Source organism: Acinetobacter sp. V110_1 (assembly GCF_031798975.1).
GTDB classification, from domain to species: domain Bacteria; phylum Pseudomonadota; class Gammaproteobacteria; order Pseudomonadales; family Moraxellaceae; genus Acinetobacter; species Acinetobacter nosocomialis_A.
Genome location: NZ_JAVQNN010000030.1, coordinates 1,385,957 through 1,406,740 on the forward strand (window position 1 = coordinate 1,385,957; position 20,784 = coordinate 1,406,740).

The following is a 20,784-nucleotide window of genomic DNA, read 5'->3' on the forward strand; positions in this document are numbered from 1 at the left end:
ACCATGTCTGCTGCCAAAATCGGATTGTTGTCTCTTACAGCGCTGGTATTTAGCTCTATGGTGGGGTCTGGTGTATTTAGCCTTCCCCAAAATATGGCTCAAGTTGCCAACGGCTCTGCCCTTCTTGTTGCATGGCTCATTACCGGAGTCGGCATTATTTTCTTAGCCCTGTCATTGTTGCATTTAACCCGTCAACGACCAGATCTAGACGGCGGTATTTATAACTATGCGCGGGAAGGATTTGGAGATCTCATCGGGTTTTGCTCGGCGTGGGGTTATTGGTTATGTACCACCATTGGTATTGTCGGCTATGTGGTCATTGCCTTTTCAGGTGTTGGCATGTTTACCGACAGCAAAGACCATATTATTTTTGGTGAAGGTAATACACTCTACTCTCTGATTGGCTCAAGCATTTTTGTATGGCTGGTGCATTGGTTAGTGAGCCGAGGCATTAAAGAAGCCGCTGTTGTAAATTTGCTAGCGACCATTGCCAAAATTATTCCAATGGTGGTTTTCATCTTCTTTACCTTTATTGCCTTTAAGTTTGATTTATTCAAACTCAACTTAAATGACTTCTCTTTAAAAGTTCCCCTTTGGCAGCAAGTCAAAGACCTGATGCTCATTACCCTTTGGGTATTTACGGGTATTGAAGGTGCTGTGGTTTTATCATCGCGTGCAAAGAACCGTAATGACATTGGTAAAGCGACGATTTTAGGTGTGTTACTGGCGTTAAGTTTTTACGTCATGGTGACAGTACTGGCTTATGGTGTGGCAAGTCGTGAAGCCCTTGCAGGCATGCATAACCCATCTATGGCGACCATTTTGCAGCAATTGATCGGCTTACCGGGTACCATCATTATTACCATCGGCCTGATTATTTCAGTTTCATCTTCTTATTTAAGCTGGACGTTATTTGCGACCGAAATTCCATATCTAGCCGCAAAAAATGGTGCATTCCCTAAATTATTTTTAAAGAATAATCAGAACAATGTACCGATTTCATCACTTTGGCTCACTACTATTGTGGTACAAGGCTCTCTGATTGCCGTGTATTTTTTCAATAAAAACTACACTCAGCTTTTACTGATTTCATCGGTCATGATTTTGCTGCCTTATTTTCTGGTGTCGGCTTTTTATCTTAAAGAATCCATTCGCCATAAACGCACGCCGCATATCGCTATTGCAAGTGTCGCTTCAATCTATGCACTTTGGTTGCTCTATGCAGCAGGTTTAGACTTGCTGCTGTTGTCTGGCGTGTTGTATTTGGTTGGCTTGGTTATTTTTTCAATCAGCTACTTTGAGCATAAAAAATCGCTCAAACAAAACCAGCTTAATTAATCACTTCAACCACTGTTGAGTCTGTCAGCAGTGGTTTTCTAAAACAAAAATTCTATTTTGAAAGCTGCGACTGCTTTAAATGCAACCTTAAAATACGACGTAATTCTAAAATTGCCTCAGGGCTAGTTTGAATTGAATGCCCACCTTTAATAATCAGCTCCGACTGCTCCCCACCTAAATGTGAACTTTGATACGGTACAATCCCGTCACTGCTTTTTAACTTATCCGCCGTACCATTTATATTACCCATAATCGAGTGATAGACCACGTTGGACGATGGCTGAATGGCTTGCGTAAGTTGCATAAAGCTAGAAGAGCGACTTAAATTACTCGCTCCGTTTTCAATTAAACCTTTTCTGAGCTTTGTGTTTTTCTCATCTCTCATTTCGACCGCAATAAAAAAGTCAGCAGGCAAACGAATAACACGGCGAGCAATTTGGGTAAACCATCGATCAGCGTAGTCAGTACCATGATGCGGCGCCGAAACAAAAACAACCCGCTTAAAATAGGGCAAAGTCTTGAACTGAAAGCGCTCTCGAATAACAGGATTTTGCTTTAAACGATTTAGCTGAGCTTCATTCATTTTTTGCATGGCTTGCTCTGAAACATCAGCATCGCTTACTAATAGGCGGCTAATCACTCCACCCATACTATGTCCAACTAACACTGCATCGTGTGCAGCATAGCTGTCTTTGGCAACATTTTGAAAAGCCTGATTCAGCAATGAATAAATCTGAAAACGACTTTCAAAAATCGGCATATTGGTTGAATAAAACACTTGCCAAACTTGATAGTTTTGTCTTAATTCGGCATCGCCCATAATGTCATTGGTTAGACTCACCCACGCCTCTGGGCTACTGGCCAAACCATGAACAAACACAATAATCTTCTTATTCGGGTTAAAAGGCTCCAGCATATATAAATGCGGCATAATCAAATTGGCTTCTTTATTAATTAAAGACCAATAACCTGCTGCACCTAAATTATATTTTGACAGCCACAGCCCATAAGGCGCCGAATAGTTTGCAGTGAGCGGATAGTCCACACCTTCAACTTTTACACGGTCCTGCCGATAAGGGTCAAACATGGAAATTTCCAAATCTGCCCCAGCAATGATCTGATCGGCTGTGGCTTTTTGTTTTGGGTACGCAATAGCAGTGACTGGAAAGAAGCGTGGTAAATGTATGTTCGGATTGCTCTGGTGAGCGTAAAAAGCGTCGGGGTCTAAAATAAAACCATGATTTACATCATGCTCCTTACGCCCCACGATAAACTCGGCACCTAAACCATCCTTACGGTTTACGGTATTAAACCCTGAAAAGTTCATGTTATAGCTAGAGCGAAAGGTATCGACTTCAATGTTTTGTACATCTACTGCATGATCAAAGTTGACGTGGTACTCATGCCCATCTGCTTTTAGTAACGGTGGGAAATGAAGCGTATTTAAATGATTAAAATACGTGGTCATAAGCTTTGACAAAGCCACGTTATAAAAAATACGCACCTGATTTTGGCGATGGTCAAACACTCGATCGAACGGCGACTCTTCAGAGTCAAACAAATAGACATAGCTATAACGCAAGCTTTTATCAAACAGTGTTAACTCTTGCTCGACACAACGATTATTTTTACTACCTACATTACACTGACTACTACGTCCCACATCTAAAGCTTTGGCTAAGTATATTTCACTCAGCGCAGCATAACGTTCTTCTCGGCTGCTATTTTCAGACAGTCCCTGAATTTTCTTTAAACAATCGTCAAAATTTTGCAGACAAGACTTTTCATTTTCTTTGACCAAATACAGCAAGTTTTGGGTTTGATGGCTTAAAGTATTGTCGGTCAAAATGCTTTCATTTTTACTTTTTAAAGCGCTGCTTAAGTTACTTTCTTTTAAATGAATGACCTGACAACCGCTAAGCAGTCCCATTATTGCAAGCACTAAATAATGGCCAGACTTTGTCATTGTGCATTCCTTTATCGAATGTATTTCCCCACTCGTCATTATGCCTGTAAAGCTGTGAACGAACAATTTCAGCTCAGCTTCAATGGTGCTTTACTAAAAAAATAAAAGCCCGAATTTCTTAAAATTCAGGCTCTTTCAACAGCTCTGTTTAAGCTTGTTTAAACTTCTGCTGTGAAGCCAAATAAGAAAAATAAAGGATAGGTAAAATAAACGGCGCTACACTCCAAAAGTCAAAATAGACATAAAGCACAGCCCCCATAAAAGCACCAATCACAAAGCCAATGACAATACTGGCACTTTTAAGCAGACTTGCCCGATTGGCTGCGTTATTGTTTTTAAGCAAGTTGGCAATATCAATACCAAGCTGGGTGGTGTTGCCTGTCATCATGGTACTTGGGCTAATATTTTTAATGAGGGTTTTACTTGAGGTATTACGAATAGCTAAAGCAATTAAACCGAGGCCACCCGTGATAGCAACGGTAATCGCATCGGCATTTTTAAATGGCTCAAAGTAAAGCCCAGCAACCATAAAGGCACACAGGAAAATAGCTTCAAACAAAAATAAATAAGACAGTGTTTTGTGTTTAACCTGACTACGGTCAATTAACAGTTTGGTAATCACCACCGTCAAAATAAACAATGGAATAGCAGCAAGCTTAATCCAGACACCTGTACCGCCCTTCACCAAAGCCGCTCCTGCCAGTACCAAGTTACCCGTCACATGCGCTGTAAAAAAACCAAATAACGCAATAAAGCCAATGGTATCAATTGCTCCACCAACCATAGTCAGTAAAACAGGATCGCGACATAGTGCCCATGTACTTTGTGTCTCTTGTTGAATTGAGGTCTCTGGCATAAACAGCATCCTGTTATTTTAAAGTCATTAAATTCACTAAAAAGATGTTTTAAATATTTAAAAACAAATCAAAGCTAAAGCATTTATAAAAACAAAAAAGCATGTAAAAACATAGACTGTTTAATGTCGCAACACTGTCTTTAAAATGGCAACAATTATGATGCGCACCATGCAACAGTATCAGTCATAAAGTTACGGTTTGATTAAAGCAAATCAGCCAAATCCCTAATTTCTTCCATCACCGCCTTACACGCGGGCGTTAAATAGCCATGTTTAGAAATAGACAAAGAAATATAGCGCTTGAGCGCAGGATTAATAATTTTTGCGGCTTGAATTGAGGTGTATTGGCTGGCCTTCTTTAACGCTTGCGGCCCCAGCATGGTGTACATGCGAGACTCGGAAACCAAATGGGTTTGCAAACTAATCGAGTCGGCTTCAAACATAATATTCAGCTCTACCCCATTTTCATAGGCCATGTGGTCTAAAAAATTGCGCCAGTTACTTGGCCTGCAAAAGGTGACCAGAGGTAACTCACTTACTGCTTTAAATTCGACTTCATTGGCCTGAGTGAGCACATCGCCTTCGCAGCCGACCAAATAGGTATCGGCTTCGGTAAGGTAAACATCGCCCTGTTTAGGTGTCGGATTAAACCGATAGAGTATAGCTAAATCGACGCTGCCATCTTCGAGCCATTTTTCTAAATGTACCCCTTGCCCTTCACGGACCGACAGTTTAATTAAGGGATATTTCTCTTGAAGCACTTTATAGAGGGTCGATAACAAGGGATGTGCAGTAGATGGCAAACTGGCAATGCGAACCGTACCAATCGGGGTATCGGTCGAGTGCAAAATTTCATTATTGAGTTGGTCGGTTACGTTTAGCCATGAACGAATCTTAGGAAGTAAATGCTGACCTAAATCGGTGAGTTCGACGCCACGTCCAGTTCGGTTAAATAAGCGACCACCACATTGCGCCTCAAGCTCGTTCATTTGCCGACTGATTTGCGGTTGGTTGGTGTTATGCAGCATCGCGACTTTGCTTAAGCTACCGAGTTCCACCGCGTCTAAAAATATTTTCCATAAATCATAATTCATCGATTCTTCCTAAATCGTAAACTAGCACTTTTGAGCTATACATTTTCAGTATAACTGAAATTCAAGAATTGGTAATTCCTACATAGCTCACCTATTTCTATACTCCAATCATGTTCTCTACAACACGATTTAAGTCAGATTAAGAACCAGAGAATATTTAATTACACTGTATAGGAAGTACGATTATGAGTTTAGATTTACGTGGATTAACCCCAGCACCTGTGACTCCTTTTACCCGTGACGGACAAGTAGACTATGATGCAATTCAACGTTTAGGTTCATGGTTAGGCAGTATTGATGGTGTGAAGGGCTTGGTTGTTCTTGGACATGCAGGTGAAGGAACATTCTTGTCGCAAAAAGAACAAATGCAGGTCATCGAAAGCTTTGTTAAATCGGTAGATGACAAAATTCCGGTAATCGCAGGGATTACGCTCGAAGGTACTTCGGTTGCAGCAGAAGAAGCAAAACGTGCAGTGAGCGCAGGTGCTTCGGCAGGTTTGATTTACCCTTCACATGGCTGGTTGCGTTTTGGCTATCAAAAAGGCGCACCACAAGACCGCTATAAAGCAATTTATGAAGAAAGTGGTTTGCCATCTATTTTATTCCAATATCCAGATGCAACGAAGGCCACTTACGACCTAGACACTCTACTCGATATTTCTGCACAGCCAGGTGTGTTTGCCATGAAAAATGGTGTGCGTAATATGCGTCGCTGGGATGTCGAAATTCCGATTATTCGCCGTGAACGCCCAGACTTACAGGTGTTGACTTGCCACGATGAATATTTGCTTCACACCATGTTTGACGTAGACGGCGCTTTGGTTGGCTATGGCAACATTGCCCCTGAACTGTTAATTGAAATGATTAAAGCAGGTAAAGCCAAAGATTACGCTAAAGCACGTGCTATTCACGACCAATTATTACCCGTGACTCGCAATGTTTATCACCGCGGTTCACACATGGAAGGCACAGTCGCGCTTAAACATGCACTGGTTGCTCGCGGAATTTTGGACCATGCCACTGTGCGTTCGCCTCTGCTTCCACTGGCAGATGGTGCTGAGCAAGAAATTCATGATGCAATGCGTCAAGCTGGAATTGGCAAGGTCGATTTAACCCAAGCCGTTGCTTAAATTCTATTCGGGCTAGCATGTACGCTAGCCTTTTTTTCCTGTACGCTGCCTGAGGCCAAACATCGGGCATGTCTCTTAAAAACAATAATAAAAAGCATGCAAACTGTGGTGAACAGGTAGTGCGAAATAGAACAACAAAACTACGAGGAATGTAGTAATAAGGAGATAGAAGATGACAAATCTAGCGGATGTAGAACAAATTAGTCATCATCAAAAAAATGCGGAAATTATTGCACGACTTGAACGGCTACCCGTCACTGGTCGATTGCAATTTATGCGAATTACCATCGGTATCGCGACCTTTTTTGACGCTTATACTGTTCTTGCGATTGCCTTTGCTTTACCCCAACTCATTACCGAATGGCACCTGACGCCTGCCTATGTCGGTGCGATCATTGCCGCGGGCTATGTCGGGCAACTGGTCGGAGCAATCTTCTTTGGTTCTCTTGCCGAAAAAGTTGGTCGTTTAAAAGTGCTGTCTTTTACCATTTTACTATTTGTAGCAATGGACATTTCTTGTCTGTTTGCTTGGAGCGGAATGTCGCTATTAATTTTCCGTTTCTTACAAGGTGTTGGAACAGGTGGCGAAGTACCTGTTGCGAGTGCCTATATTAATGAATTTATTGGTGCAGAAAAGCGCGGTAAGTTTTTCTTGCTCTATGAAGTTTTATTCCCACTTGGTCTTATGTTTGCAGGTATGGCAGCGTTTTTTCTGATGCCAATTTACGGCTGGAAAGTCATGTTTATTGTGGGCCTAATTCCATCTTTACTGGTTATTCCTTTACGGTTTTTCTTGCCTGAGTCACCACGCTGGCTTGCTTCCAAAGGCCGCTTTAAAGAAGCCGATCAAGTGGTTAAAAGCTTTGAAGAAGGTGCCATTAAAAGCGGTAAAACTTTGGCTGAACCTGTGGTTAAAGAAATTAACCCGCAAGGCATGGCAAAAACCGACTGGCGTGAGCTGTTCCGTGGCATTTACCGCAAACGTACCTTTACCCTGTGGGGCATGTGGTTTTGCGTGTATATGGTGAACAATGCCATGGTGACTTGGCTACCATCTCTTTACAAACAACACTTTGGCTTGTCGCTGCAAACCAGTTTAGGTTATGGCTGGATTACATCGGGTGTAGGTGTAATTGCCTCTATTATCTGTGCCTTAATGATTGATAAAGTCGGCCGTCGCCCTTGGTACAGTGCAGCGTTTTTCTTGGCGATTATTCCACTCATGAGCCTTTCGATTTTAGGCGCAAAATCGGCAATGGAAGTTGTAATTTTCGCAACGATTAGCTATGCGATTTTGCAGACCATTTCATTCTCTTTATACCTTTACGCTGCCGAACTTTACCCTACTCGCCTGCGTGCGATGGGCATTGGTTTTAGTACCGCTTGGTTACGTGCCGGCTCTGCAATTGGGCCTGTTATGGTGGGTCTAGTGGTTGGTGGTTACGGCATTCAATATGTGTTTAGTGTGCTTGCCGTTGTGGCGCTCGTTGGTGGGCTTGTAACCTTCTTGTTTGCCATTGAAACCAAAGGCCAAGTGCTCGAAAAACTCTCTCCTTAATTCATCCATTTCATAAAAAGCTTGCCTAACCCAGCGTTAGGCAAAGGGCTTATTCATGCTTAAAAAAGGAATTTAAAATGAATAAATATTTGCTATGGGGCTGTATTGGTTTAGGCAGTGTGAGCAATGCGTATGCAGAGCTTCCTCAAGAATTTGGCAAGTTAGAATTAAAACTTAACACCCGTTACTGGAACGATGAAGGCACTGCCCACCCCACACTTGCCAACCCTTCGCCTTCGTCAAGTGAATATGAACAAAGTGCTTTAGGGCTTGAGTTAAACTATCAGTCACCTTACTTGTGGGACTGGTTGGGGATAGATGGCTCACTCTATGCAGTCACCAAGTTATTTGATTCTGGCAAGCCGAGCGCTCAGCTTTTAGAAGTCGAAAATAACGGCAAGCTTGATCAGAACTTTGCAACTTTAGGGCAACTCTACATCAAAGCAAAACTCGGTGATAAAGGCGAAATTAAATTAGGCCGCCAATTGCAAGACTCGCTTTTACTTAAAAGCACCAATAACCGCGCAGTACCCGATACTTTTTCGGGTGCGAGTGGTCAGTTTCAACTGAATGATCAGCTACAGACTTACATCGCTTACTATGACCGCTGGAAACCGCGCAGCACGGATAGTTTTGAAAAGTTTGTCACTGAGAATGACGAGCGAATTGATTATGTTGGTTTGCTTGGTGCCAAGTATCAGTACAAAAACTGGAGCGTGAATGCCGAGTATTTAAGTAGTAAAGATTATTTAAAAAAGTATGGGGCAATTGCTCAATATAAATTGCCCTTGCATGGCCTTGTGTGGACATTTAACACAGGTGCTTTTTTCTCACGTGATGATGGCAAGCTGTTTAAATGTGGTGCCGAAACCGAGCTGGACTGTGTCAAAGGCCAAGACATTAACAACCGTGGCAATGGTTATTTTGTCGATGTAAATGTAGCCAAGAATAATATTGAAGGTGGCATTGCCGTTTCAAAGTTTGATGGTTTTTGGATTGAAGATAACTTTGCCGTGCACTCTGACCGTAACTCGGTTTTGACGCAAGACCACGGCACCAATCCGTTTCCGACTTCTGCGACCATTGGCCCTGACTTTACCAATAATGATGAAACCGCCGTTGCCCTTCGGCTGAAATATAACTGGAAAGACTATGTCAAAGGTTTAAAAACCGAAACGAAGTATATTTATGGCTTTGGTGCTCACCAAAGTAACATCAGCAGTGATATTGAGGGTAAAGAGCGTTACTTTGACTTTACGGTGAGTTATGCCCTGCCGTGGGTGAAAAACTTAGATGTGCGTTATTCATTTTTGCATTATGAGTCAAAGTTTGAAAATGCAAACCTAGGTGAAAAAATAAATGGTATGACCCGTAAAGATTGGGACCAGCACCGTGTATTTATTAATTACCGTTATACATTTTAAGAGCAGGTTAAACGTTTAGTTTAACTTTATTATATTTATTAATTCACCAGTTTAAATCGATAAACTTTTGAGTTTAATTAAAATATAAATTTATATTTTAATTTTTTATAATATTTTATTTAAATTGAATTGACCTGTTAAAAACTTATGATTATTATGGTCTCGCTGGCCTACATTGCCAGTCGGTTTTGACAGACCGTTTTTACATACAGCACATCAGATTTATCCTTCTGAGGGAGAAATCTGTGTGAAAACCACCGTCCCCCTAATGTTACGGTAGGGCGGAAGGGGGACACCTTCGGGTGTGCTGGTTCTGTATGTCCGGTCTGTCAACCCTCTTTCGTTCTACCACCCTAATCAATTGACGGTGATTTTCGGTGGTAGGACTCCATACATTCTAAGGAGTTGACCATGCCACTATATAAACTTATCCCCTCTCCCCTATAAACTTTTTATTTATTTAAAACTTAGGATTTCTATTATCTAAAGTTTTTAATTTATAAATTATTTTTATTTTAAAATTTTAATCATTTTATTTTCCTTATCTTACAGGCGGATTAACTACATCCTAAAAAAATGATTTTAAAACTTTAAATATAGCAGTTTATTTTTTTCTCATTGAGATATCCCCAAATCATCACGAGAATAATATGAAATTTTATAAAACTATTTTGGTTTTAGGCCTTGTTGTCGGCGATTACAGCGTTTCGGGTTGTGACATACACACTCAGCAGGAGTTTGAAGAAATTTGCCTGTCGGGTGGACACACCCTCGCAAGTTGCGACTGTATATACCAACGGCTTGAACAAGTGTATTCGCATCAGCTCATGCAAGGTCTAGAACATGTCAGTTTGCAAAGTCCTGCTCTCCCACAGGACTTTGCCCCTACTTTTTTTAGTGTAATGCGGCGGTGCGATAAAGATGACATGGGCTAAGCATTTGGCTTAGCTCCCTTATCTCTGTGTCGCAATGGTGGATGACTTTAAATCAGCGCAAAAAATTAAAGTTCTGTTGTGGCACGGGGGCCTTGGGGGAATCAAATGTTTAGAGAGTTTCTTTTAATTAGCGAATTATATTTAGAGAAGCTAAAGCAATTGAAAGATCCACTATTCAAGAATTGATATCTAAATAAGAAGAGCTCAGCAAACCACTTACTTTATTATGATAAGCAATATATCATTAGAACAAGTACTTATTAACTTCACCTATATAGATCTTTTATTAAGAAAAAGGCTCCAAAATTTGGAGCCCCTTTATTTTTATTAAGCTGCTTTTTCAGCCCAGTACTGAATTTTATCTAATAGTATGAGCTCAGATGATTCACATTCTATTTTTATTCCTTGTTGCTCTTGTTTACGATTTAGGCTTTCAATTAAATTATCAATTTTTTCAGCTTTGTCACTGTCCAACTTATTTAACTCAGCATCTGATGGGCTTAAGATAAAAAAAGTTGGCTCTTTATTATTTAAGATTGCAGCTGTTTTTAAGTCATTAACATTCATTAAATAATTACTACTTATTCTATCTAAATTAGGTGTTACTGTTGAAACAATTCCTCCATAACCTTTAGACCCTCGAAGGGGAACTAAAAGACTATCATCATTAAATGCAATATATTTTTGATTAGGAATTACACCTGATAATAAAGGGTTATCCTTCATCTTATCTCTAAACTTTTTAGTTATTCTATTGATAAGTGCATCACTTTGAATAGTTTTAAAATCTGATCTTGTGGACTTTTTATTGCATTCTTTTGCTAGAGTAATGACACGATTATAGAGTCTATCCAATATTTCTTGTTCTGAATTACCTTTTGCTAATCCTTTATCAATCCATTTAATTTGCTCAGAAAATTTTCTACAGTTATTTTCAAATGCAGGTAATGAAAGTTCAATGATATCCTGTACATGCTGAATAACATTATCATCAAAAAGACAGGACAGCCTTTCAAACCGATCAAGCATTTTAAAATTAATTTTTCCATTAATATTTAATGCAACACCAATATTTAAAAGCTCTTCTGTTGCAATATCAGGATTCCATTGGATTAAAGACCACTCACCTCGTAAAATTTTTGAGTTTTGTGTTTTTACTATATGTAGCTTACTCATGGTGCGATAGCTCCCACACTACTATTGAAATAAGAAGACAACCCATTAAAACGTGCAACGCTTTCTTGCAAACGGTCTTTAAAGTACTGCACTAAAATAGCAATAACCACTTTTGTTGTGGGTACACTTGGTATCAGACTGTTAAAGACCGCTTCCATCTTATAAGTGATCTCATCAAAATACGGCTCATCAAATATTTTCACGTTATTTTTGGATGCATCTATAATTGGTTGCCAAGCAATCATAGATGGCTTACCATCATGTTGCTGTATAAAAAAATTCTCTAGCCAATTTTGAAAGTTATGGGCATTCAATAGACCATTGTTTACCCAATCTTTTCCACCAAAAATTAAACCATGATCAATAATAGCTAGATCATTTTTATTAATAAAAATAATATTTCCTGGGTTCCTATCGCAATTACCAATACAATCATCAAATGTTAGTAATTTTTCGAAATCATCCCATTCTGTTAATGCATGAAAATAGTTTGAAAACTCTTCAGTTGTAGCACTTTCATACGGTGGTGAAAAATAAAGTTTTTTCATATTACTGCTTCCAATACTTCTACAAGCCCATGCATAATAAAATCCATATTGCTTAGCAAATGTATCTCTTGGGTCTGCGGGGATATCATCTACAGATATTTTAATAAGAGCTGCTCTAGGAGACTGTCTCAAAGAAGCCCTTTTCGCCATTAAATAGCCAAAACTTTCATTAATAATTTCCTTATTTCTATTTATATAAGGAAAAATCTTAATAAAAGTATCCGCTTCTTCACCATCAGGCCAACAAACTGTTGCTAATCTGGTACTTGCTGAGCATCCACCACTAGTATTGCTTACTAACCTTAAGGTATCTAAAAAACCCTCTTCTTCAATTATTTCTATACTCATGTTCTTACTAAAATTTCAAAAAAATATATTTATACATATATTTTATCAAAAAATAATTCAAAGCGCTAAAATATCTTTTAAAATATATGGTTAGCTATACAATTATTTCGAATTTTGTTATATAAAGAATTATTTATCGCTAAAATATTCAATTATTTTACTTAGCCAAACCATAAGCTCCCCTGTTGAGGTCGATCTTTACCTGTCAAAAAACTAAATAAAGGATTCCCTGATATAAAATAATCCAACACCACCTTTTCACTTTCATTACTTAAAAAATATTATATGAAAAAACAATTACTTATTTTTTACAAGCTATGCCACAATAATCAACAGCTATTAATAGTTAAGCCTAAATACTCAATTAAATAATTGATTTATATCTTTAACTCATAATGAACTTAACTATAAATTCTTCTTTAATAAATTAAACGCGTAAAGCTATTATTATATTTTCAATAAATTAAGAATTATAAGAATATTTGCACTAACAAAGAATGATTACAATGTCGTAGAAGCTATTATCAAACATGAAGATACCGTTATTTCAGTTACCCAAACATATGTTGTTAACTATACTGGTCGAATTAGAAAATACTTAGAATTATATAAAAATTGATCCTCATCGCAGCATACATAAAAATATTCCAAATTATGATTAACTGTATTTTATTTACATATGATCAGAATCATTTTAATCACAATAAATTAGAAAAAATATTCAGGAAGTTGGATTGCATCACTATAAAAATTTTAAATAAAATGTCACTTATCATAAGTAGCTTTTTTAGATAATATTAGTGGGAAGATGAGATTGAATCCACGTCCACCAACATTACATTAAAAATCCAACACTCTTAGATATACCCTATTATTTTAATACCAAGTTTTCTAAAAAACAGTGTACTTGATGCGATAAAAATGATATAGGCTGAGTGTTTTCCTTAACCCTTTGTCTCTATATCATATAGAATAAACTACTTTAAATTATTGAAAAATTAAAATTATTTTCAACAAGAGCTATAAAGTATATAATTTATTTTACCGTGAAATTTATATAACAGTTAAATTAATATAATAGCTAATTTATTTAGTCTCTAAATATGGAATTAGCTACTACCAATTTTCTCGTGTTTCTTTCTCAGCAGAAGTATATTCATCAAAATCTTTCTGATATTTATCCAAAATTCTACCCAATACAAAACACTGTTTAGCTGAAAGATTTTGTCTTCCAACACTAGCTAACTTTAAAATACCCCTTTCCTTGAAACTTAAAGTATATTCTTTCTCTAAATAATTTAAAAAATCTTTCCAGTAATATTTATCTATCGCATTAATTTTATTTTGAATAGATATAGAGTCAGTTAATCTTTGCTTATTTTTTGCTTCGTTATTTTGATCTTCTAAATTTCCATCCATTAACTCATTTATAAATTCGTCTTTAATACAATTATTTAATTTACTTGTCTCTGCAAGTATCGTGCCCCAACAGGCATCTTTCTTAGCCCATTCAGAAATATTATTAGTTGTTCTAGCTAAATTTGGACTTATTAAGATTCTATTAATTTCCCTAGTTAATTCAACTAGGACCTCTTCAAATGCTTTTGTTAAACTTTGTTCCTTCCATAGTTTAAGATAATCAATTATCTTATTTTGATTTTTCAAATAATAAGATAAATAGGCTAAAGTATAAATTACTATATTAGCCCGGTAACCATTCGTGTACCATGGTTGTGAAGTAACTATTTTTTCTGTTTCTTTAAATATAATAGCTCGGGATACAATTTTTTTGAAATAATATTCATTTATTTCTCCTTCGATTTCCATATTTTTCCAATTTTTAATAATATATTCTGAAAATTTATTAAAGTTTTTTTGTGCTCCCATATTTACCCATTTAGGTTCAGAATGATCCCAAACCATCATATATTTAGCTAAATCAGTTTTTGTAAATAATTGATTTTTAGGATATTTTATTTTTAAAAGTACTCTATTACTTCCTGAAAGCATCTCATTATATTGACCTCGTGATCTTTCATAAAACCATCCTGAATCTCTTAACGTATTCTTGGCAGGAGGTGCCCACATTTTTCGTGATAGTTCTTCTATTTTTATATGATAAGGGTGGTTTGCAGACAAATCTGAAAGATTTACTTTATTTTGAGTATTAGCATATTGTGAAATACGTGGTACTATTTTTTCACTTTGTTCATGTGAAACTTTTGTCAATTTCATTTGAACAAAAATTTTAGATAAATCTGCCTTATCTTTAATTTTTGTTTTAGCTAGTGAAGCTGTAGTTTGTCCTCCATTTACAATTTGTAAATCTACTATTTTTGAAATATAAACTCTTCCATCTTTAGTTAAAATTTCTACATCTGAAGCTGTCGCAGTAATACCATTATTATAAGAGAAAAAATATTCAGGTTCCTTCAAAATTGAATTTCTAATACCTTTATTTACTCCTCCTTTAGCCTGTAAAAAACTTCGAACATTTTGTTCAAGTAATCTTGACCCATAATCATTATAGAGATCGGCCAAGATATCACCAGGACAAATAACTAAATATGATTGTAAGGCGGTATCTCCAATATGTGCTGGAAGACATTCAAGATATTGTTGATAACGATTAGCCAAATCAATTTCTAAAGCCTCTCTACTTAGTCCAGAAGTTTTTAACTTATAGAGACGGGATATGTCCCACAAATGATATTTAATATTAATATTTTCAAATTCTTCTCTTTGTAAGTCTTTATTTAAATTTTTAGAAATTTCACGCTCACTAAAGAAGAATAAATTAACCTCTTCAATTTTATCTTTATATACATCTATATAATCGGCAAGACGATAAACTTCTGTAGACGGATCCAATTTATTACTAAATTCATGGTTATATGACTCTTTAAAAAACTTTAATAGCCTCTTAAACCATAAGCTTAGTTCAGTATAATTCAAATTTTCAAGTTCAGCACGTTGATCATAGTCAGTAACAATTAAATTTAATGTTATTGCTTCTGTATTTTCATTCGTATCAATATTAAACCCATGTATATATGCTCCAATATGCTTAGGATTTTCACAAAACTCAAAATCATTTAAATCACCCAACTCAATTAACTCATGAATAAATTCTCCAATAAAAGCTTCGATACTATAAATATTAAATGCTTTAGCAGAAGCAGCTACATCTTTTTGCAAATTTTTAAAAAATTGATATAAATCACTCATAATGCTCCCCCCACTTTTAGCATTAAGTGATTCACTTTATAAGAGTCAATTATATTTAAATCTATTTCATAACTAACATTTAAAATACCATTTGGAATTAATCCTGAACAAATTCGTGGAAAATCTTTATTTACTATATAGTCATTTAAATGCCGAATAATATAATATTCATTATCATAAGCTTGATCTTCAATATAATATGACTCGAACAACTTTCTTTCAAATATTGAAAGCAACTCAATATTATTAAGTTTACTCAGCTTATCTTTAAGGTGATTAACCATTCTATTTAAATTAATTTTATTAACATTATTTTCTGGAGCTTCTAAAACAGCTACTACATTTAAATAGAGTTCAGAAAGATTTGTTTCAAGTTGAGATAAAGATGAAATTTTTATACTACGTTTATCAATACTGCTAATTGATTTGATTTCAACTGCAAGATCCTTAAAAATAAAATCATGATGTAAACGCTCAGGGCCATACCATGAGCATAGGATTTTCTCTGCATCATCCGGGTATTTATCAAGCAAGTTATCTAAAAAACTTATTTCAGCCAACAGGCCTCTAACTTGCTCTGGACTTAATTTACCATGTTTAATTGTTGCTATAAATTTTTTCCAATTTTTTAGTTTAATTAGAAAGGCTTCAACAATTAACTTTTCATTATCAGTTTGCTGTAAATCTTTTAAAACAAACTGTATAAACTGATCAAAATACTCAAGTAATTGTATATTTTTCAGTTTAAACTGTAACATAAAACCTGAAGTTAATTCTCTATAATCTAAAATAATAGCTCCTATATCTACGCGGTATTTATTAAATAAATACCGCAAATCTTGTTTATGTTGTACAAGAATAGAAAAAAAATTTTCATCATCTCGAGCGATAAAAATATCTGCCTCCAAATTTTCATCAATACGACGAGTTGTAAATGAATGTTTTGGGGGAATAGTGAGTTCACTCCACTGCAATATTGTCATAATTATGCTTCCTCCAAAAAATCTTCTTCTTCTTTATAACTATCGATATAAATACGATTAGCGTAAATTTGAACCTCTTTTTCTTCATCCCCAAATGGAAAACTAAAACTTAATGCAGGGAAACCTTTATTAATTTCTTTACTCCAACTAAGTTGTTGAGGTTCATCCATTTCATTTTCTTGCAACTTAAGCTCTACCAGATAACATATCATTAAAGGCTTATTACGAATTTCCCTAAAATTTTTCGCTGTAGGTTTTTGAATCTTATTAATACTATCCGTATTAAGGCCTATTTTTTCGTCTTTATCTGATCCTAATCGAGATCTATTAAGAATATAATGTTGATGTTGATTATCTAACCATCGTACCTGATTACGTTCAACTGCTTTAATATTTTCAAAACTACATAATTCAGAAGTAGTATTATTTTTTGATCTAAAAATGACATCCATAAATGGATATTTAGATTGTATTTCTACTATATAACGAGCCACAGCCTCCATAATTACTTGGTTTGGCGGAATCTTATCATTCAACCAACTACCATTTGCTCCAAATTTATATTCTGCTAATAGCTCTATCACTTTGCTAATTTCAACATCTTGAAAGAAAATACCTGTCGATTCCATTTTTGGTATATATTTATTACTAATTTTTTCCCAAAAAAACTTCAAAGCATTATAATTTTTTTCATGTGTTTCGTCATTAACTGTAAAAGTTGTTTGTTCTTTTAATTGACCACTAAAACTACGATTTAAAGATATCCCTTGTGCAGTTTGCATTTTATTACGAGCAGTAATTATTAATCCTAAATCACTAGCTTTAACATAAAGGCCGAAATCTTTAGGTGTTTTCTTTAGTTGGTTCATTCGAGCAATTTGAACACGTACATCTTCAGCAGCCATAGTTATATGTTCATACCAAGAATATGCTTCCTCAGTCATATAAATACGGCATAAGTCTTCATATTGAGGACGATAACCAAACCATCTTCCCATTTGAAGAAGAGTGTCATACATTTGAGTATTGCGGTAAAAATAACTCACGGTAAGGCCTTCAATAGTTAGACCTCGTGACAAACTAAAACCACCAATTGCAATTACCATCAAACCGCAATTACGCTGCTCCGCATAATCTAATGAATCTTGAGATTTACTATTTACTACACATGTTTTAAAAACATAATCCTTTTGTATAGAATCATCAAAAGTCTTTCTTAGTTCATTCGAAATTTGATTCCATTCAATAATATTTTGGTTTAAATCAAGCGAATTTTTATAATACTTTTTAAATGTTTGATTTAGAAAAGCAATGTGCTCATATTCTAACGCATTATGCATACTTGAAAACGCAATAACTTCATTACCTAAATCCGTTAAATAATCTAATATCTTTTCCTTTATTTGTTTCTGCACATCTACATATGTCGAAACATTGATCAACATTGAACAATGAGCTTTAGAATCCAATCTTAAGTTACGAATACATTTAGTAATAAGGAAACAACAAATAGCTTCTTTCATAGAATCTGGAATTCCATGAACTATAAATGTCTTTTTATGTTTTAATGGCAAATATTTACCAATTTCACTTGATTCTAGTGGAACATGTACATAATTAAATTCTTTATCAAGAAAGATTTTTTTTGCACCAAAATAATTAGTTGGAGCATCTAAATTATAAATAAAATCTTTTGGAAATAGATCTTCATTTGAACCAGTATAAGATTCCGGGTCAATAAAAATGTTAGCAAAAGGTGTAGCTGTATACCCTACATAACTTGCTTGATTAAAAGAGCTCAAAATAGTACGAATATAGTTATTTGTTTTAGTAGGGTCCAATTCAGGATTGTTCGTATTAATAGAAGCATTATCGGCTTCATCGTCAATTAATAACATAGGCACATTAATACGGCCATTAGATTTGGCACCTTCCATATTGAAATTAACCAACCAGTCATACAAACTTCTTAAAGTTGAAACATTTTTCTTAATTACAAGAATTACAGGTTTATTAAAATTACTTATTTCCGTAGCGATAGAATCAGCTAGTTTTTTATTGAAGTCCTGATCCACGGTTGTAAATGACGCTGGATGTGGAAATTGTCCGTTAAATTGTAATGCGGCTCCAATAGGTGTTTTTTTTCGGTCATTTCCACTAACTCTACCTACAAAGCCCTCATCTATACGTTGTTGTGTTTGAGATCTTAAATTATTATGAATCCCCGCAATAACTATAATAAATCTATATCCTGCATCAGCAGCCTTTGTTAATAATGATAGATAATTACTAGTTTTTCCAGACTGGACATCACCTATTACTAATCCTCGACGTTGAAATACATAATTTCCTGTCTTTGGGTTACCTAATAAGCTTAAAATATTATCATTTACACGTGAGATTGAATTAACTACTCCTGGTGCCATCCCTTTATCACGTAAATAATGCTCATAAGATGTCGCATATATTTTTTCTTCAGCTGTAATCTGTTTAATCCAGTCTTTATCATGTTCAGCTTCTGCACTAACTACAGAGGTGCCGAGATCCATCTTACAATTTACTTTAGATTCTACGTAGCGGATAACATTTGTTAGGTCTCCGCCATAACCAAAAAAATTAGCTACCTCTTTAACAGTTTTTTGGATATATTCAATTTCAAATGGTCCACTTTCGACAGGACATTTAAAAATTGCTGTACGTGCTAAATTATATTGGTTTGTATCAAGCATAATATTCATCAACCCATTCATCTAAAAAATTAATATAATTTTTAAATAATCCACACCCTAAAGCTGTTTGCTTTAGCTGTTTTTTATTTAAGGTATTTGCCTGCATAAAATCAGCAAACAATTTAAATTTTTCATAAGCATACTCTTTATCGTAATTATTATTTAAATTTGTTTCTAAAGGTTTAGTTGACATATCTGCATAGATACTCTGAACAGGAATACTACTTTCTATAACCTCAACTAATAATTGGAAGTTTTTTCTTTGTTCAGTAGTTAATGTATTATATAATCTTTTATATAATGGAAATTCTTTATTAATATAATAATTAATACCTTGACCTAAAACTCGACTCCATGGTAATTCTGTAGTTTCTAGCGCTTTATTAATTCTTTTAGTAGATATCCTTACACTAGCTCCTGAAACCTTATTAATAATTTGTTTAATTCTTTCTAGCACAGCATAAGGAGGAAAGGCTTTAGATTTTTTTATATCAATATCCCATAAATGATCGATCGTTTTATCAAAATTTACCTCTATACGGGCATACTTAGTTCCTTCTGTTTTAGATATTAATCTAAACCAATCTCCCCATACCATTAAACGATGATTTCTATATATATAAACCCCTTGATTATTTAACAAATCACTTCTTTTTTTAAATATTTCATATTCAGCAGCATTCATTTTAGAAAAATGTGGAAGTGTATAAGGCTGAATTTTTATTTCAGTTCCCTCTAAGTATATTTTTTCATGTGGATGAATTTGTGTGAAATTATTTTTAAGGCAAAATGGATTAAATGCTTTAAGCTCATAGTTATTTAACGTAATAGAAATTTTTCTTGTATTCGGAGTTCCTTCAAGGAATTTATGAAAAACCAATTCAAGATGGCTTCTTAGATTAGCTAACAACTGAGCAGAAAAATTTTTAAGTTTTTCTTCATCATTTTGTATAATAAATCTATCAAAATTTTCCCAGATTATTATAGTACCATGCGGATATATTTTCTCTAGATACTCATTTTCCAAGAGAATTTCATTAGGCTTTAGAACTTTTAGTAGCCATTTATCATTACTAATTACATAATCTAAATCCCATTCTGCTGCAGAAATCTGATTATCTTGTGATGAAATAACTGTAAGTTTACGTACTTGAGAAAATGATGCTGTTTTTAAACCTAAACCAAATCTACCTAAATCTTCTTTTGCACGAACTTCATCAGGAGCTTTAGCTGCAAATCTCAATGCCTCATGCAATGAGCTCTCTGACATTCCAATACCATTATCAATAATTAGAAGCTTAGGAGACAAAGTTCCCAAAAAATATATATCAATTTTATCAGCTGAGGCAGCTATACTATTATCAATTATATCCGCTACAGCTGTATCCAATGTATATCCGATATCTCGTAAAGATTGCATTATCGCTGCCGGACTGGGCATAAGTAATTTTATATCGCTCATCAAGATATT

General features: G+C 35.3%; 14 protein-coding genes. 5 read left to right on the forward strand and 9 right to left on the reverse strand.

Features of this window, described 5'->3' with window-relative positions; genetic code table 11:
* Positions 1-3 precede the first annotated feature (3 nt).
* A complete protein-coding gene (locus tag RMA95_RS17340) occupies positions 4-1,338 on the forward strand; it encodes a basic amino acid/polyamine antiporter (protein ID WP_004703216.1) in 1,335 nt (444 codons plus the stop codon).
* A 52-nt stretch (positions 1,339-1,390) separates the two neighbouring features.
* Here RMA95_RS17340 and RMA95_RS17345 read toward each other — a convergent pair whose 3' ends face one another.
* From RMA95_RS17345 to RMA95_RS17355, 3 genes are all read right to left on the reverse strand, one after another.
* Complete coding sequence (locus RMA95_RS17345; RefSeq protein ID WP_311072201.1) at positions 1,391-3,304, reverse strand: alpha/beta fold hydrolase; 1,914 nt, start codon at positions 3,302-3,304, stop codon at positions 1,391-1,393.
* A gap of 148 nt (positions 3,305-3,452) precedes the next feature.
* Entirely contained in the window at positions 3,453-4,160 is a 708-nt protein-coding gene (locus RMA95_RS17350; protein ID WP_039254153.1) for a YoaK family protein, read from the reverse strand.
* Between the two features lie 203 nt (positions 4,161-4,363).
* Positions 4,364-5,254: a LysR family transcriptional regulator gene (locus RMA95_RS17355; protein WP_311072202.1), complete on the reverse strand. Its 891-nt coding sequence runs from the start codon at positions 5,252-5,254 to the stop codon at positions 4,364-4,366.
* A gap of 185 nt (positions 5,255-5,439) precedes the next feature.
* Here RMA95_RS17355 and RMA95_RS17360 point away from each other — a divergent pair, with 185 nt between their 5' ends.
* The 4 genes from RMA95_RS17360 to RMA95_RS17375 all read left to right on the forward strand — a co-directional run bounded on the left by RMA95_RS17360 (position 5,440) and on the right by RMA95_RS17375 (position 10,301).
* Positions 5,440-6,384 (forward strand): dihydrodipicolinate synthase family protein, encoded by a 945-nt coding sequence (locus RMA95_RS17360; protein WP_272334576.1) that lies wholly within the window; start codon positions 5,440-5,442, stop codon positions 6,382-6,384.
* Positions 6,385-6,556: 172 nt separating this feature from the next.
* On the forward strand, positions 6,557-7,942 hold the full coding sequence (locus RMA95_RS17365) for an MFS transporter (protein ID WP_311072203.1): 1,386 nt from the start codon (positions 6,557-6,559) through the stop codon (positions 7,940-7,942).
* Between the two features lie 77 nt (positions 7,943-8,019).
* Positions 8,020-9,366, forward strand: coding sequence for an OprD family outer membrane porin (locus RMA95_RS17370; RefSeq protein WP_311072204.1), 1,347 nt, complete (start codon positions 8,020-8,022; stop codon positions 9,364-9,366).
* Positions 9,367-10,016: 650 nt separating this feature from the next.
* Complete coding sequence (locus tag RMA95_RS17375; RefSeq protein ID WP_311072205.1) at positions 10,017-10,301, forward strand: hypothetical protein; 285 nt, start codon at positions 10,017-10,019, stop codon at positions 10,299-10,301.
* Positions 10,302-10,628: 327 nt separating this feature from the next.
* On the opposite strand, the gene RMA95_RS17380 is transcribed toward RMA95_RS17375, so the two are convergent.
* The 6 genes from RMA95_RS17380 to RMA95_RS17405 all read right to left on the reverse strand — a co-directional run bounded on the left by RMA95_RS17380 (position 10,629) and on the right by RMA95_RS17405 (position 20,733).
* Positions 10,629-11,477, reverse strand: coding sequence for a DUF3037 domain-containing protein (locus RMA95_RS17380; RefSeq protein ID WP_000040033.1), 849 nt, complete (start codon positions 11,475-11,477; stop codon positions 10,629-10,631).
* On the reverse strand, positions 11,474-12,373 hold the full coding sequence (locus RMA95_RS17385; RefSeq protein WP_311072206.1) for a hypothetical protein: 900 nt from the start codon (positions 12,371-12,373) through the stop codon (positions 11,474-11,476). The genes RMA95_RS17380 and RMA95_RS17385 overlap by 4 nt, the downstream gene beginning before the upstream one ends.
* Before the next feature lie 1,116 nt (positions 12,374-13,489).
* Positions 13,490-15,601 carry an AIPR family protein gene (locus RMA95_RS17390; RefSeq protein WP_311072207.1) on the reverse strand — a complete coding sequence of 704 codons (2,112 nt, stop codon included), beginning with the start codon at positions 15,599-15,601 and terminating at the stop codon, positions 13,490-13,492.
* Entirely contained in the window at positions 15,598-16,584 is a 987-nt protein-coding gene (locus RMA95_RS17395; RefSeq protein ID WP_311072208.1) for a PD-(D/E)XK motif protein, read from the reverse strand. Before RMA95_RS17395 ends, RMA95_RS17390 begins: the two co-directional genes overlap by 4 nt.
* A 2-nt stretch (positions 16,585-16,586) precedes the next feature.
* Positions 16,587-19,322, reverse strand: a complete 2,736-nt coding sequence (locus RMA95_RS17400; RefSeq protein ID WP_311072209.1) for a Z1 domain-containing protein — start codon at positions 19,320-19,322, stop codon at positions 16,587-16,589.
* Positions 19,306-20,733, reverse strand: a complete 1,428-nt coding sequence (locus RMA95_RS17405; RefSeq protein ID WP_311072211.1) for an ATP-binding protein — start codon at positions 20,731-20,733, stop codon at positions 19,306-19,308. The genes RMA95_RS17400 and RMA95_RS17405 overlap by 17 nt, the downstream gene beginning before the upstream one ends.
* Between the last annotated feature and the right edge of the window lie 51 nt (positions 20,734-20,784).

Excerpts from the sequence above, each read along its gene's own strand:
- RMA95_RS17340 (WP_004703216.1), top strand. The coding sequence starts at position 4 with ATGTCTGCTGCCAAAATCGGATTGTTGTCTCTTACAGCGCTGGTATTT.
- RMA95_RS17345 (WP_311072201.1), bottom strand. The coding sequence starts at position 3,304 with ATGACAAAGTCTGGCCATTATTTAGTGCTTGCAATAATGGGACTGCTT.
- RMA95_RS17350 (WP_039254153.1), bottom strand. The coding sequence starts at position 4,160 with ATGCCAGAGACCTCAATTCAACAAGAGACACAAAGTACATGGGCACTA.
- RMA95_RS17355 (WP_311072202.1), bottom strand. The coding sequence starts at position 5,254 with ATGAATTATGATTTATGGAAAATATTTTTAGACGCGGTGGAACTCGGT.
- RMA95_RS17360 (WP_272334576.1), top strand. The coding sequence starts at position 5,440 with ATGAGTTTAGATTTACGTGGATTAACCCCAGCACCTGTGACTCCTTTT.
- RMA95_RS17365 (WP_311072203.1), top strand. The coding sequence starts at position 6,557 with ATGACAAATCTAGCGGATGTAGAACAAATTAGTCATCATCAAAAAAAT.
- RMA95_RS17370 (WP_311072204.1), top strand. The coding sequence starts at position 8,020 with ATGAATAAATATTTGCTATGGGGCTGTATTGGTTTAGGCAGTGTGAGC.
- RMA95_RS17375 (WP_311072205.1), top strand. The coding sequence starts at position 10,017 with ATGAAATTTTATAAAACTATTTTGGTTTTAGGCCTTGTTGTCGGCGAT.
- RMA95_RS17380 (WP_000040033.1), bottom strand. The coding sequence starts at position 11,477 with ATGAGTAAGCTACATATAGTAAAAACACAAAACTCAAAAATTTTACGA.
- RMA95_RS17385 (WP_311072206.1), bottom strand. The coding sequence starts at position 12,373 with ATGAGTATAGAAATAATTGAAGAAGAGGGTTTTTTAGATACCTTAAGG.
- RMA95_RS17390 (WP_311072207.1), bottom strand. The coding sequence starts at position 15,601 with ATGAGTGATTTATATCAATTTTTTAAAAATTTGCAAAAAGATGTAGCT.
- RMA95_RS17395 (WP_311072208.1), bottom strand. The coding sequence starts at position 16,584 with ATGACAATATTGCAGTGGAGTGAACTCACTATTCCCCCAAAACATTCA.
- RMA95_RS17400 (WP_311072209.1), bottom strand. The coding sequence starts at position 19,322 with ATGAATATTATGCTTGATACAAACCAATATAATTTAGCACGTACAGCA.
- RMA95_RS17405 (WP_311072211.1), bottom strand. The coding sequence starts at position 20,733 with ATGCAATCTTTACGAGATATCGGATATACATTGGATACAGCTGTAGCG.